The organism is Clostridium sp. CCUG 7971 (genome assembly GCF_017590215.1).
Classification (GTDB): domain Bacteria; phylum Bacillota; class Clostridia; order Peptostreptococcales; family Peptostreptococcaceae; genus Faecalimicrobium.
This window is the reverse complement of record NZ_JAFFPK010000065.1, coordinates 12,007-26,970: the sequence shown is the minus strand read 5'-3', so window position 1 is coordinate 26,970 and position 14,964 is coordinate 12,007. Positions and strand designations below refer to the sequence as shown.

The following is a 14,964-nucleotide window of genomic DNA, read 5'->3' as shown; positions in this document are numbered from 1 at the left end:
TCTTTAAATTATATTTTTATATTTTCAATTAGTGATAAATCTAAATTTGCCTCTTTTGCAATTTTCATAGCTAGTTCAAAATTCCCTACATTTTCTGGTATATGAGCATCAGAACCAATAATAAATTTATTTCCTATATTTTTTATTTCTTTTAATTGATTTGCATTTAAAAATCCATGACTACTATTTATTTCCAACTTAGTATCTGTCTCTTTTGCTATTTTTGCAACTTCTTCAATATAAATATCTCCCTTATCACCAGGATGAGTTATTATAAATATATCATTTTTTTTCATTGCATTTATTAAAGCTTTTGTATTATATTCTTTAGATTTCTCACTTTTTATTATATAATTGTTGCAATGGTTTAGCATACTTTTTAATGAAGTAGGTGTCGAACCAAAGTGATAACCTGCCATAACATAATCTAATGAGCCAATAATCTTGTCATTTATATCTATATTACCATTATCATCTAATATATTACATTCCATTCCCAAAAGTATATTAATATTATCGTATTTCATATTTAGATTATCTATTTCTTCTCTCATTTTATAGATATCATTTATTTTAACTCCAAAGCTTATATGCTTATATCCATGGTCTGATATTCCTATAGTTTTTATCCCTTTAGAAATAGCTACCTTAACATTATCTTCTATTGTACCTTTTCCATGGCTATATACTGTATGTGTATGATAATCTGCTAATATTTGCATTTGTTAATCCTCTCCGAGTATTTTTACTTCTTCCTCTAGTATTACTCCAAATTTAGTTTTTACAGTACTCTTAACTACGTACATTAAGTCTAAAAGATCTTTTGCATTTGCATTACCTAGGTTAACAACAAATCCACAATGCTTTTCAGATACTTGAGCTCCTCTTAATGTAAGTCCTCTAAGCCCACTATCATCTATTAATTTACCTGCAAAATATCCTTCAGGTCTTTTAAATGTACTTCCAGCACTTGGTAAACTTAATGGTTGCTTCGTAATTCTTCTTTGTGTAAAATCAGCCATTTTAGCTTTTATTTCATCGTAGTTCCCTTTTTCAAGTTCTATTTCTGCTGATAAAACTACATAATCTGTTTTAGAAAGTATACTTCTTCTATAACCAAATTCCATTTGCTCATTTGTGAATTCTACTATGTTTCCATCTGTATCCATAAGTCTTACAGATTTAACCATATCTTTCATTTCTCCACCATAAGCTCCTGCATTCATAGCTAATGCTCCACCTATTGTTCCTGGTATTCCTGCAGCAAATTCAAATCCCTTTAATTCTGCTCTTAAAACGGCTTTACCTACTATAGAAAGTAATGCTCCTGATTGAACTGTAAGCTTATTCCCTTCTATATTAAATGAATTAAAGTTATCTGATATTTCTATTACTATACCTCTGATACCTCCATCCTTTATTAAAAGGTTTGAACCATTACCAATTACTAGATAAGGAATATTTTCCTTCTTTATTAAAGAAAAAACTCCTCTTAATTGTTCTTCTGTTCTTGGCTTTACTAATATGTCAGCTGGACCACCAACTCTAAAAGAAATATGCTTTCTCATAGGTTCATCCAGTTTTATGTCTTCCTTATCTAATATATTTAATAAATTTTCATATATATATTCTTTATTCATATATTTCCTCCTAGTTTATACTATTTATTCATTATTTATCTATGTTAAACTATATTATTAATTTCGTAATTAATTTCATATATTTAATATAATAATGTATTAAAAAAAAATAACAATATATAAAGAGTTTAAAGTAAATTAAAAAAGCGTTGATATATCTATATCAACGCCGAAATTTCTATCGTACTTTTTCTGTTTTTTTTACTTTTTTATTTAAATAACAGCTGCGATACATAAAAGGAATTATTATTGCACCACCAACTATGTTTCCTAATGTAACTGGAATTAAATTCATAATAAGTTGAGCAATTCCCACATCAGCTCCTAAAGACATTCCCATTGGTATAAAAAACATATTTGCAACACTATGTTCAAATCCACATAAAACAAATAACATAACAGGAAACCAACATGCAAATATTTTAGATACTACATCTTGAGCTGCTGTTGCCATCCATACAGCTAATACAACTAATATATTACAAAGTATACCCTTAAAAAATGCTTCTGAAAAAGTCAATGCAACCTTACTTTCAGTTATTGCAATTGCCTTTGTAGCAGCATCTCCAGTTAGAGTTGATGAATAAAAAACAAGTAAAACTAAAAATAATGACCCTATAAAATTAGCTATATATACTAATCCCCAGTTTCTAAACATTTGACCCATAGATATTTTTTTCTCCATTACTGCTAAAGACATTAAATTGTTACCTGTAAATAATTCTGCTCCACACATAACAACTAGCATAAGTCCAACTGGGAATACTACACCGCCTGCAAATTTTGCTAATCCTGGATCTATTCCTGCGAGAGTTTGGGTAAATATAATGTTACCTAATCCCCCTAAGCCAATAAAAATACCTGCAAGTACTCCTAGCAAAAGACATGGCTTTGTATCAAGTCCAGCCCTTTTTATATTTACATTTACTATAGCTTCTGCTATTTCCCCGGGTGTTAAGAATCTTTTGTCCATAAATCCACCCCCTATTTTTATTTAACAAGCTTATAAAATATTGTAACACTTTTAAGTTATCATTGTTTAATTTAAATTTTGAAATTTTCTAAATTTTTCATTTTTTATAGGTTCTACACCTTATTTATCATTGTTAGAAATTCAATATCTTAATATTATATAATCATTTATACTATATATAATTAATTTATTAACAAAAATACCTTTCTATACATAATTTAACTAAAAACTTATGTTGTTTAATGTATACAAATATTTTTTTTTGATGTATAATTACAAATGTTGTGTCTTTATGCACAAAAATTAAAATGGAATTTTAAAATAAATTATTCTAATTAATATTTAAGGAGGACTTTTATATGTCAGATAAAAAAATGCTTTACCCAGCAGAAATAGCTAAATATACTATTGAAGCTGGTATAAAAAAAGTTAATACACCTGCTAAAAAAGTTTTAGCTTCTGCATTCTTAGCTGGTGCTTATATAGCATTCGGAGCTTTAGGGTCAATTGCAGCTTCTTACAACTTATTAGCAAATCCTGCAACTTATGGATTAGGTAAATTTGTTGCTGGATTAATGTTCCCAGTTGGATTAATAGCTGTTTTAATAGCTGGTGCGGATTTATTTACTGGTAACATACTTGTTACTTTAGCTGCTTTAAAGAAAAGAGTAACTTGGGGACAAGCTTTCAAAAACTGGGCTTTAGTTTGGATAGGTAACTTAATTGGTGGAGCTTTAGTGGCTTGGATGGTAAGCTTCTCAGGAGTATTCGATTGGAGTAATGGTTTATACGGTGGGGTTGTAGTTAAAACTGCAATAGGTAAACTAGGATATAGCTTTATGCCTGCTTTAGTTTCAGGTATATTATGTAACTGGTTAGTTTGTGCTACTGTTTGGATGACTTACGGTGCTAAAGATATATCAGGTAAAGCTTTAACTGGATTCTTCGGTATATTCTTATTTGTATGTGCTGGATTTGAACATAGTGTTGCTAATATGGCATACTTATTCGGTGGTTTATTCGCTAAATCTAACCCAGCATTTTTAGAAGCTGCTCATAAGACTATAGCTGATGCATCTGTTATAAATATACCTAATATATTTGTAAACAACTTATTACCTGTTACAATAGGTAACATAATAGGTGGTGCAGTATTTGTTGCTGGTGTATACTTCTTCATATTTGAAACTAAGAATGAAGCTTCTGAATCAAATAAAGCTGCTTAATATAATTAAATAATTTTTAATATATGTAAATATACAAAGGTTGTTCTATATTCAATAGGCAACCTTTTTTATATCTTCAGTTTTTACCTATTGACTTTATAATGTTTATAATGTTAATATACCTATTTATTACACGTTTTAAGCATTTATATTTATAAAAGGAGGAATTTTCACATTGCACTTGTCATTTTTTAAAGATTTTGCCTATGAAATAGCTATTACAATTGTATACTTAATAAACTTCTTAGCTATATTAAATCTTTTATTTAGGGAAAAACGTAAGACCGAAACTACTATAGCATGGGTTATGATATTAATTATATTACCTGCTGTGGGGTGTATTTTATACTTAGCTGTAGGTCGTGGCATTTCTAAGGATAATATGTTTAAAATAAAGGAAGCTGAAGATAAAATTATAAAGAAAAATATATTAGATACTCAGGTTCGGCTTGAGTATGACCACGAACTAGATTCTAATATAATAGAGCATCGTGATATGATTTATGCCTTAGCTAATTCAAATGATGCTAATTTTACAACTAATAATGACGTAGATATATACCCCGAGTGTAATAGTTTCTTTGACACTCTTTTAGAGGAATTAAAAAATGCTAAGCAATATATAAATATACAATTTTATATATTTAAAGATGATGAAATTGGAAATAAAATAATTGATATTCTTATAGATAAGGTAAAAGAAGGAGTTGAGGTAAGACTTTTATATGATGAGGTCGGAAGTAGATTATTTACTGAAAAATCTGTAATTAAATTAAAAAATTCAGGTGTTAAAGTTGGTGCATTCTTCCCTTCTTTTCTTAAAATTATAAACTTTAACTTAAACTATAGAAATCACCGTAAGATTGTAGTTATAGATGGAGATATAGGATTTATCGGAGGAAATAATATTGGAGATGAATATCTAGGTAAAGACCCTAGATTCGGAAATTGGAGAGATACTCACCTTAAACTTACCGGAGATTGTGTAAGAGATTTAAATATAAGATTTATTCTTGATTGGAGATACACAACTAAAGAAGATTTAGATTTAAATAAGTACTTTAATGAGACATGCCATACCTCTAATTCAAAATCTAAATCTAGTAAAGATATTGGAATACAGATTGTATCTAGTGGACCTGATATTACCGACTTAGATGAAATAAAATATGGATATATTAAAATGATACAAAAGGCAAAAAAATATGTATATATACAAAGTCCATACTTTATCCTAGATCAAACTCTTACTGATACTTTAAAGATAGCTTGCTTATCTGGTGTAGATGTTAGAATTATGATTCCATCTAAGCCAGACCATCCATTTGTATATTGGGCATCTTGTTCATATGCTGGAGAATTATTAAAATTTGGAGCTAAATTATATACTTATGACGAAGGTTCTTTCTTACATGCAAAAACTATAGTAATGGACGACTCCATTTGTTCAATAGGAACTGCCAATATGGATATAAGAAGTTTTGAATTAAACTTTGAAGTAAATGCATTTATTTATTCTTCTGAAATCGCTAAAAAACAAAGATTAATATTTGCAAATGATATATTAAACTCAAAGGAAATTACAGAAGAGATTTATAATTCAAGATCTACTTATATGAGATTTAAAGAATCTATTTCTAGACTTTTATCTCCTGTTTTATAAAAAAATATTATAATTTTTAAAATTCCTAATATAAATACCTATATTAGGAATTTTTTGCTTTAAATTTATTTATACTTTTATATAGTGTTTTTTAATATTTATATACTAAAATATTTCTAAACTAAAATTTAACAGTTAATATAAAACTTTTTCAGTTATTTTTTTGTTTATCGTCATTTTGAAGTGGTTATATATTATAATATACTTATCATAAACTAACCATTTCAATTTCAAACCAAAGCAGACTTTTGTATATTCTTATAAGTCATTCATCTTTTATAAATTTCTTAATTTTACCCAATATTTTATTTTAAATCATAATTCTTACTAGTTAAGTAAAATCAAAGCAATTTTAAAACAAAGGGGGATTTGTATGTGCGATTTTGTTTCACGCAATAAACAGTTATTTGAACAGTTAGATAGTTTTATTGATACACTTGAAACCAAGGAAGGCTCTTTAATACAAGTGCTTCACCATGCTCAAGGTATATTTGGCTATCTACCTCAAGAGGTTCAACTTTATATAGCTAAAAAGCTAAATGTTGCACCATCTAAAGTATATGGAGTTGTAAGTTTTTACTCATACTTTACTACTGAACCTATAGGAAAATATAAAATTAGTGTTTGTCTAGGTACTGTATGTTTTGTAAAAGGTGCAGATAAAATACTTGCTGAATTTGAAGGACAGCTCGGTATAAAATCTGGTGAAACAACTAAAGATCTTAAGTTTAGTCTTGAAGGACTAAGATGTGTAGGAGCTTGTGGATTAGCTCCTGTTGTAGTTGTTAATGGAAAAGTTTACGGAAAGGTAAAACCAGAATCGGTAGGAGAAATATTAAGCCATTATAAGAATTTAGAATTAAATTGCTAAGGGGTGATGAATGATGAATAAAATAGTATCATTTGATCAATTAAAAGATTTAGTCACTGAGTTAAAACCAACTCTTGATTTAAGAGAAAATCATACTAAAGAGAACCTTACAAAACGAGAAATTCTAGTTTGCGGTGGTACTGGCTGTACTTCTGCAGATAGTTTAGACATAATTGAAAATTTAAAATATGAAATAAAATGTGCAGGCCTTGAAAATGAAGTTAAAGTTCACTTAACAGGTTGCTTTGGTTTCTGTGCTAAAGGACCAATAGTTAAAGTTTTTCCTGATAATGTATTCTATATAGAAGTAACGCCTTCTGATGCTAAAGAATTAGTTACTGAGCATATAGTTAATAATAAAGTAGTTGAGAGATTATTATTCGAAGAACCTTCTTTAGATCATAAAAAGGTTGAAAAACACGATGATATGTCTTTCTATAAAAAACAATCAAGGGTTGCCCTTAGAAATTGTGGTCATATAAATCCTGAGAATATTGAAGAATACATAGGTGCTAGTGGGTACGTAGCTTTGGCTAAATGCATTTGCCATTTAAAACCTGAAGATGTTATAGCAGAAGTAAAAACTTCTGGATTAAGAGGTAGAGGTGGAGCAGGATTTCCTACTGGAGTTAAATGGGAATCCTCTTCGCAAACACCTCCCGGACAAAAATATGTTGTATGTAATGCCGATGAAGGTGATCCTGGTGCATTTATGGATAGATCTATACTTGAAGGAGATCCTCATAGTGTATTAGAGGCTATGGCTATATGTGGTTATTCTATTGGAGCTGATACCGGATATATCTATATAAGAGCCGAGTATCCCCTTGCTATTGAAAGATTAAAAATAGCTATTAATCAAGCTGAAGAAGCAGGTTTACTTGGTAAAAACATACTTGGTACAGACTTTAATTTTAAGATTGAATTGAAATACGGTGCTGGAGCTTTTGTTTGTGGTGAAGGTACAGCTCTAATAAATTCAATCGAAGGTAAACGTGGAGAGCCTAGAATGAAAACATTTAGTTCTTCTAAGCGCGGTCTTTGGGATGTTCCAACTTGTTTAAATAATGTTGAAACTTTTGCTAATATACCCGCAATAATTAATAAAGGAGCTTCTTGGTTTACTGAATATGGTACAGAAGATTCTTCTGGTACTAAAGTATTTGCTCTTGGTGGAAAAATTAATAATGTTGGTCTTGTTGAAGTTCCAATGGGAACAACTTTAAGAGAGATAGTATATGAAATAGGCGGCGGTATACCTAATGGTAGAGAATTTAAGGCGGTTCAAACTGGAGGTCCATCTGGTGGATGTATTGCTTCTAAAAATTTAGATACCCCTATAGATTTCAAGTCATTAAGTTCAATAGGTTCTATGATGGGTTCTGGTGGTATGCTTGTCCTTGATGATTCGGACTGTATGGTTGATATATGCAAATTTTTCCTTGAATTTACTGTTGAAGAATCTTGTGGTAAATGTACTCCATGCCGTATAGGAAATAAAAGACTTTTAGAAATTCTTACTAAAATAACAGAAGGTAAAGGTTCAAAAGAAGATTTAGATGATCTAAAAGATTTAGCTAAAACTATTAAAACTACTTCTTTATGCGGTCTTGGTAAATGTGCTCCTAATCCAGTTTTAAGTACACTTGATTGTTTCTATGATGAATATTTAGCTCATGTTGTAGATAAGAAATGTCCATCTGGTAAATGTCAAGCATTGCTAGATTTTGTTATAACAGACGACTGTAAAGGTTGTACTAAATGCTCTAAAGTCTGTCCTGCTGGATGTATTATTGGAAAAGTAAAAGAAAAGCATTCAATAGATATTACTAAGTGCTTAAAATGCGGTGCTTGCATGGATTCATGTAAATTCAAAGCTATAATTAAGCAATAATTTTAGTTTAGGGGGAATATTAATGAGTTTAGTTAATTTAACTATAAATGGTAAATCTGTTTCGGTTCCTAAGGGTACCACTATATTAGAAGCAGCTAAACAAGTAAACATTAAAATACCTAATCTTTGCCACTTGCACATGGATGAAATAAACATGGTTAATCAATGTGCATCTTGTCGTGTATGTATGGTAAGTTCTGGAAGAGGGTTAGTGCCAGCTTGCGGTACTCTTGTCAAAGAAGGTATGGAAGTTAAAACTAATACTATAGAAGCTCTAAAAGCTCGTAAAAATGTTGTTGAATTATTATTATCTGACCATCCTAAAGATTGCTTATCTTGTGATAAGAACGGACACTGTGAATTACAAAATATAGCATCTGACTTAGGTGTAAGAGATATAAAATTTAATGGTGAGAAGTCTTATGCTCCTATGGATACCTCTTCAAAATCAATAGTAAAAGATTATAATAAATGTATTTTATGTAGAAGATGTGAAACAATGTGTAATGAAATCCAAACTGTAGGTGTTCTTTCTGGAGTTAACCGTGGTTTTAATACACAAGTTGGAACATTCTTTAATACTGAATTATGCAATACTGAATGTACATTCTGTGGTCAATGTATAGCAGTCTGTCCAACAGGTGCTTTAACTGAAGTAAATAATATTCCTACTGTATGGGATATATCAAATCAAAATAAGAAAACTGTAGTTGTTCAAGTAGCTCCTGCTGTAAGAGTTGCTATTGGTGAAGAATTTGGATTAGAGCCTGGTTCTATATCTACAGGAAAGATGGTTTCCGCTATAAAATCTCTAGGATTTAAACATGTATTTGACACTAATTTTTCAGCCGACCTTACAATTTTAGAAGAAGCTTCTGAGTTTTTACATCGATTTAAAGAAAATCATAAACTTCCAATATTAACAAGCTGTTGTCCTGCTTGGGTAAACTTTATTGAACACAATTATCCTAATCTTCTAAACTTAACTTCTAGTTGTAAATCTCCTCAAGAAATGTTTGGATCTATAGCTAAAAATTACTATGGTCCTAAAATATTAAATATAAATCCAGAAGATATGTATGTAGTATCTATAATGCCTTGTGTAGCTAAAAAATATGAATGCGCAAGATATGAACTAGGTCAAGAAGATTCTCTTGATGTAGATATAGTTATTACTACTAGAGAATTAGCAAAGATGATAAAAGAGGCCGGTATAGATTTAGCTAACCTCGAAGAAGATGAATTTGATAGCCCTCTAGGTCAATCTAGTGGTGCTGCTGATTTATTTGGAACTTCTGGTGGTGTTTTAGAAGCTGCTCTTCGTACTGCATATGAATGGGCAACAGATAAAAAATTAACTGATGTTAATTTTACTTCTGTTAGAGGATTAGAAGGTATAAAAGAAGCTAGTATAGATATTGACGGCACAATAGTAAATGTATGTGTAGCTAATAGTCTTGGAAATGCTAGAAAAATTATGGATGAGGTTGCTCTTGGCAATTCTAAGTATCATATTATAGAAGTAATGGCTTGTCCTGGAGGATGTATAGGTGGCGCTGGTCAGCCATATCACTATGGAAATTATGATATAGTGAAAAAACGTTCTGATGGATTATATAATATAGATAGCAATAAAAACCTTCGTAAATCTCATGAAAACCCTTCTATAATTGCTTTATATAAAGAATTTTTAGAGAAACCTTATAGCGAGATTGCTCATAAGTATCTTCATACTTACTATTTTGACAAAAGCTTAGTATATGAAAAGTCTGACTCATGTGATTGTAATAAATTAGCAGAATCTACTTGCGAATAATCTAAAATTATTTATATAAAAAAGGATTGGCTAATACCAATCCTTTTTTATTATTTAGCATCTATTAAATTAGATAGTTTTTTTGTAAACTCTTGAGCTGCATCATATCCCATACCTTTTTGTCTAAAGTTCATAGCCGCTACCTCAAGTATCATAGCTGTATTTCTACCAGGCTTAACTGGTACAACTAATTTTTCAACTTTTATCCCTAATATTTCTTCATACTCTTTATCTAATCCAAGTCTATCATAATATTTACCTTCATCCCATCCTTCTAGATGAACGACTAAATCTATTGTCTTAGAATTCTTAACTGCTCCTACCCCATATAAGCTTCTTACATCTATTATTCCTATACCTCTTATTTCTAAGAAATGTTTAAGAAGTTCAGGAGATCTACCAGAAAGTATGCTCTCATCTAGCTTTCTTATTTCTACAGCATCATCAGCGATTAATCTATGACCTCTTTGGATTAATTCCAATGCTGTTTCTGATTTACCTATGCTACTCTCACCCTTTATTAATACTCCGATTCCATATACATCCACTAAAACCCCATGTAAGGTTGTGTAGGGAGCCAACCTATCATCTAGATAATTTGATAGCCTATTTATAAGCCTTGTAGTGTTTCTTTGTGTACTTAACACTACTCTATTATATTTTTTTGCATACTTTATAACATCCGGTTTTACCTCTAATTCCCTAGATACTATTAATGCAGGAATTTCATATGAGAAAAATTTATCTAAAACATTTTCTCTTGTTTCATCATCGATATAACTAAAAAAATTATATTCTGTCTTACCTACTATTTGTATTCTGTCATGTGCAAAGTATTCGAAATACCCAGCAAATTGTAATCCTGGTCTATTTATATCCTGAGAATATACATAGTAGTCCTTATTTTCAGGCATATAAACCACTTCTAAATCTAAATCTCTTATTATATCTTTTATTGATACTTTATCGATTAAATTCATACTCTTTATCCCTTTCTGAAAAATTCCCTTTGCTCATTTCACTCAAGTAATTAGCCCACACGTGGCTCAAACGACCTACAAATCAGGCCTGTTGCTCAAGGTAATCGGTAGGAAATTATAGTTTCCTACTGTTTAAAGAAGTTATACACACTCTCGCAAGAAGCTTTATTCATCCCCTCTACTTCTAATAGTTCTTCAAAAGTAGCACTTTTTATAGCTTCTATATCTTTAAAGTGACTTAATAATGCTTTTTTTCTTTTTTCTCCTATTCCTTGTATATCATCTAATACTGATTTTGTCAAAGCTTTGTTTCTTAGACTTCTATGGTATGTTATAGCATAATTATGAACTTCTTCTTGAATACTCGCGACAAATCTATACAAATTAGACGTTTTATCTAATTCAATCTCCTTTTCCTGGGAAATTAATCCCTTTGTTCTATGTTTATCATCTTTATACATCCCCCATAGAGGAATTTCTACATTATATAAATTTAAAACTTTTTTAACAGAGCTTACTTGACCTTTTCCTCCATCTAATAATATTAAATCTGGTAAATTTCCATATTTTAATCTTCTTTCTACTATTTCTGCCATGGAATCATAATCATTTGGACCTATGACAGTTTTTATCTTGTATCTACGATATTCCTTTTTGTCTTTTTTTCCATTAGTAAATACAACCATAGACCCTATTGAGTCAACTCCTTGTATGTTAGAAATATCAAATGATTCTATTCTATTCGGTACATTTTCTAAATCTAGTATTTGCTTTAATTCTTCTAGCGCACCCATGCTTTTTTCATATTTTCTCTTATTCATATCAGAGAATTTTTCTAAATACTCTACTGCATTTTTTCTTACCATTTCAACAAGATTTTTCTTTTCCCCTTTTTGCGGTACCCTTATTATTACCTTTTGACCTTTTTTAGAAGACAGCCATTCTTCTAATATGAAACTATCTTCTATTTCATATTCTACTATTAATTCCTTTGGTATATATTCTTGTTCCATATAGAATTGCTTAACAAATGATCCTAAGATAGACTCTCTCGAGCTATCCATTACACCTTCTAATATAAAGTGTTCTCTACCTACTATTTTCCCATTTCTAACAAAGAATACTTGGACACAAGCTTCATCATGAGCTCTAGCCATAGCAATTACATCTTGGTTTAAATCTGATGTAGTTGCATCTATCTTTTGTTTTTGCATCATATCTTCTAGACTTCTAATTTTATCTCTATACATAGCTGCATCTTCAAAATTAAAATCTATAGCACATTTATTCATCTTTTCTTTTAATAATTCTATTAATTTTTCTTCTTTTCCAGATAAAAACAATATTATCTCTTCTATCATTTTATCGTATTCTTCTTTTGTAACAGTTCCTGTACATGGACCAACACATTTTTTTATATGCATGTTTAAACATGGTCTTACTTTGTTTTTTACAGCTCTATCTATATCTATATTACAAGTCCTTATTGGATAGGTGTTTCTTATTATTTCTAATGTATCATTAACTGCTGTTGTATTTGTATATGGCCCAAAATATCTAGCCTTATCTTTTAGTACTCTTCTAACTTTTAGTACTCTAGGAAAGTCTTCATTAGTAGTTACCTTAATATATGGGTATGTTTTATCATCTCTTAGTAAAACATTATACTTTGGCCTATATTGCTTAATTAAATTACATTCTAATATCAGTGCTTCTAATTCCGAATCTGTTATAATGTATTCAAATTTATATATATTTTTAACCATAGACTTTACTTTTGAAGAATGATTTTTCGATGACTGAAAGTATTGCCTTACTCTATTTTTTAAAGATATGGCTTTTCCTACATATATAATATTATCAAATTTATCTTTCATTAAATACACACCCGGCTCAGCTGGAAGCTTCTTTAAATGATCCTGTATGTCAAACAATTTATTACCTCCGACATTTATATTTTCATACTAAAATTATACCCTAAAAGAATAAATTATTCCCATAGATAATTTTATTTAAAAAATAAGTGTAGATATAATACAGTCAGAACTGATTTATATCTACACTTTAGTTTGTGGACAAACCGCTTTAATTAATATATTTACTTTAAACAAATTTCAAATCATTTATTATAAAACTATTTAAGGGATATCATAAATTTAAACTTTTTAATTTATTTTACTTAGAAGCTCCTCTTCCACCATTTACTTGTAGGAAGAATGTAGACGCTTGACTATAGTTGTGTATTTCTTTACTATCTTTATATTTATCAACATAGTCAGAATCCAATAAACATCTATCTATTTGACCATCTTCATATAAGTTAACTGATGCACCAGTCTCTTTAACTACTTTAGTGTTTATAGTATCTAATTTTATTATATTTTTATTCCAATATCCAGGGTTTTTAGTCATAGTATATTGATCTTCTGTTTTCCAAGAAGTTAATGTAAATGGTCCATTGTATAATTGAGCATCTGCTGTAGTACCATATTTTTCTCCTTTAGCCTCAACAAATTTTTGATTTTGAGGGAAGAATACTTGGAATGATACTAACTCAGGGAAATAAGAAACTTTTCTATTTAATTTAACTTCTAAAGTATGATCATCAATAGCTTTAACTCCTACATTTTCTGAGCCTTTATCAGCTGCTTCTGGTGCCCCTGCTATATCATTCATTATGTATCCATACTCAGATGCTGTTTCAGGGTTTAATGTTCTCTTCCAAGAATACTCAAAGTCCTTAGCTGTTACAGGTTCTCCATTTGACCACTTAGAATCCTTTCTTAATTTAAATGTCCAAGTTAATCCATCTTCAGAAACTTTCCAAGACTCTGCTACTCCTGGCTCAACTTTACCATCTTTATCTATTCTAGTTAAACCTTCCATAGTATTATTCATAACTGTAAAAGATGAAACGTCTGTTGCTTTACTTGGATCCATTGTAGGTATATCTGAAGTTATATCTAAATTAAGAACTTTTTTAGGCTTATCTACATCTGCATATCTATAATCATAGTCAGCTCCCCAAGAGTAATTTATTATTCCTGAAACATAAGGTTTTTCTAAATAAGTTCTTCCTTTTTGTTGTAATGGTGCTAAAAATCCATCTTCTAGCATAAGTTTTTCAGCTTCTGAGTATTTTTTATAAGCATCAGCATTATTATCTGCCTTTGTAGCTTCATCTACCAACTTGTTAAATTCATCACTTTTATACCCAGTTTGATTAGCAAATTGATTTCCGCTTTTCATTGTTATTAAGAATGTCAATGGATCTGGATAGTCTGCTCCCCATCCTGAATAAGCTAAATCAAAATTTCCAGCAGTTTCTTCTGCTAGCTTTTGCTTAAATGGAAGGTTTTTAACTTCTACAGTTAATCCTTCTAATGCGTCATTTAATTCTCCTTGAATAAACTCTCCTGTTCTTTTTCCTGAGTCATGATCAAATGTTAATAATTCAAGTTTAACTGTATCAAATCCAACTTCTTCTTTTGCTTTTTTCCAAGCTTCCTTAGCTTTTTCTTCGTCATATGCCATTCCCATACCTTTAGTATACTCTGCATAATCTTTTCCGTTATCAAAGGCTACGTTAGATGATGTGAATGTATTTGTCGCTGTTGAACCATTATTTAATATAACATCACATAAAGCTTGCTTATCTATAGCCATAGCTATAGCATTTCTTGCATTCTTATTTGCAAGAACCTCTTCTGAAGTAGCTTCTCCTCCATCTTTACTACTACTACATCCAACAAGTAAGCTTGAACTTACTAGAGCTATCGTTGCTAATGCAGATATTTTTCTTTTTAAAAACATAACAATCACCCTCCCATATACCTTTTTATAAATAAACTCATATGTTTAAAATTTATTATATAACATATTGAGTTAAAAATCATTTGTT

11 protein-coding genes are annotated in these 14,964 nt (G+C 30.0%); 5 read left to right on the top strand and 6 right to left on the bottom strand.

Going from position 1 to position 14,964, the window contains the following annotated elements; genetic code table 11:
- Positions 1–8: 8 nt before the first annotated feature.
- The 3 genes from JWF52_RS09085 to JWF52_RS09075 all read right to left on the bottom strand — a co-directional run bounded on the left by JWF52_RS09085 (position 9) and on the right by JWF52_RS09075 (position 2,613).
- Positions 9–722, bottom strand: a complete 714-nt coding sequence (locus JWF52_RS09085; protein WP_208333254.1) for a PHP domain-containing protein — start codon at positions 720–722, stop codon at positions 9–11.
- Positions 723–725: 3 nt separating this feature from the next.
- Positions 726–1,640: a UDP-N-acetylmuramate dehydrogenase gene (gene murB, locus JWF52_RS09080; RefSeq protein WP_208333253.1), complete on the bottom strand. Its 915-nt coding sequence runs from the start codon at positions 1,638–1,640 to the stop codon at positions 726–728.
- A 178-nt stretch (positions 1,641–1,818) separates the two neighbouring features.
- Positions 1,819–2,613, bottom strand: coding sequence for a formate/nitrite transporter family protein (locus tag JWF52_RS09075; protein WP_208333252.1), 795 nt, complete (start codon positions 2,611–2,613; stop codon positions 1,819–1,821).
- Between the two features lie 359 nt (positions 2,614–2,972).
- Between JWF52_RS09075 and JWF52_RS09070 the strand changes: the two genes are divergently transcribed.
- From JWF52_RS09070 to JWF52_RS09050, 5 genes are all read left to right on the top strand, one after another.
- The gene (locus JWF52_RS09070; RefSeq protein ID WP_208333251.1) at positions 2,973–3,839 is read left to right on the top strand and encodes a formate/nitrite transporter family protein; all 867 of its coding nucleotides are present in this window, start codon (positions 2,973–2,975) and stop codon (positions 3,837–3,839) included.
- Between the two features lie 175 nt (positions 3,840–4,014).
- Positions 4,015–5,502, top strand: coding sequence for a cardiolipin synthase (gene cls / locus JWF52_RS09065; RefSeq protein WP_286184074.1), 1,488 nt, complete (start codon positions 4,015–4,017; stop codon positions 5,500–5,502).
- Positions 5,503–5,875: 373 nt separating this feature from the next.
- Entirely contained in the window at positions 5,876–6,373 is a 498-nt protein-coding gene (locus JWF52_RS09060; RefSeq protein ID WP_208333250.1) for an NADH-quinone oxidoreductase subunit NuoE family protein, read from the top strand.
- A 13-nt stretch (positions 6,374–6,386) separates the two neighbouring features.
- On the top strand, positions 6,387–8,267 hold the full coding sequence (locus tag JWF52_RS09055) for an NADH-quinone oxidoreductase subunit NuoF (protein ID WP_208333294.1): 1,881 nt from the start codon (positions 6,387–6,389) through the stop codon (positions 8,265–8,267).
- 22 nt (positions 8,268–8,289) lie between these two features.
- Positions 8,290–10,083: an NADH-dependent [FeFe] hydrogenase, group A6 gene (locus JWF52_RS09050; protein ID WP_208333249.1), complete on the top strand. Its 1,794-nt coding sequence runs from the start codon at positions 8,290–8,292 to the stop codon at positions 10,081–10,083.
- A 50-nt stretch (positions 10,084–10,133) separates the two neighbouring features.
- Here the strand turns inward: JWF52_RS09050 and hprK are convergent, their stop codons facing one another.
- The 3 genes from hprK to JWF52_RS09035 form a co-directional block, all read right to left on the bottom strand.
- Positions 10,134–11,063 carry an HPr(Ser) kinase/phosphatase gene (gene hprK, locus JWF52_RS09045; protein ID WP_208333248.1) on the bottom strand — a complete coding sequence of 310 codons (930 nt, stop codon included), beginning with the start codon at positions 11,061–11,063 and terminating at the stop codon, positions 10,134–10,136.
- 125 nt (positions 11,064–11,188) lie between these two features.
- Positions 11,189–12,997 (bottom strand): excinuclease ABC subunit UvrC, encoded by a 1,809-nt coding sequence (gene uvrC, locus JWF52_RS09040; RefSeq protein ID WP_208333247.1) that lies wholly within the window; start codon positions 12,995–12,997, stop codon positions 11,189–11,191.
- Positions 12,998–13,238: 241 nt separating this feature from the next.
- Positions 13,239–14,876, bottom strand: a complete 1,638-nt coding sequence (locus JWF52_RS09035; RefSeq protein WP_208333246.1) for an ABC transporter substrate-binding protein — start codon at positions 14,874–14,876, stop codon at positions 13,239–13,241.
- Positions 14,877–14,964 lie beyond the last annotated feature (88 nt).